Origin of the sequence: Wohlfahrtiimonas populi, assembly GCF_002006795.1 — a bacterium.
GTDB lineage: Bacteria > Pseudomonadota > Gammaproteobacteria > Cardiobacteriales > Wohlfahrtiimonadaceae > Wohlfahrtiimonas > Wohlfahrtiimonas populi.
In genome coordinates, this window is the sequence record NZ_MVDN01000062.1 from 1 (window position 1) to 401 (window position 401).

The 401-nt window shown below is 31.4% G+C and carries 1 protein-coding gene; it reads left to right on the forward strand.

Annotated elements, in window-relative coordinates; translation table 11 throughout:
• Positions 1-401, forward strand: a 401-nt coding sequence (locus BZK16_RS14405) for a tyrosine-type recombinase/integrase (RefSeq protein ID WP_158076879.1), incomplete at both ends; no start/stop codon positions are given.

The following is a 401-nucleotide window of genomic DNA, read 5'->3' on the forward strand; positions in this document are numbered from 1 at the left end:
GTATCAGAAAAGGTTAATCCGAAAAATAAAAATGTAGATATTAAGTTTAAGGCTATTTATGAAAATTGGTTTGCGGTCTGGTCAAAGTCTGTAACAGAGAAACATTCAAAACAAACTGATTCACTTATGCATACATATTGTATGAAGTATCTTGGACATATAGATATTCATCAAATAAAAGCAATTCATGTTATCAATGCTCTTGAGCCAATAGAAAAAGCAGGATCTCTAAGCCAAATAAAGCGAGCAAAAACATGTATTAGCAAGGTGTTTAAATTTGCAGCGGAGCGAGGTCTTTGTGAATACAACCCTGCAGATATAATTTCTACAGACTCTTTTCAAAAACATGAAAGTAAAAAAATGAGGTCATTAGAAATAACTGATATTTATACCTTTCATGA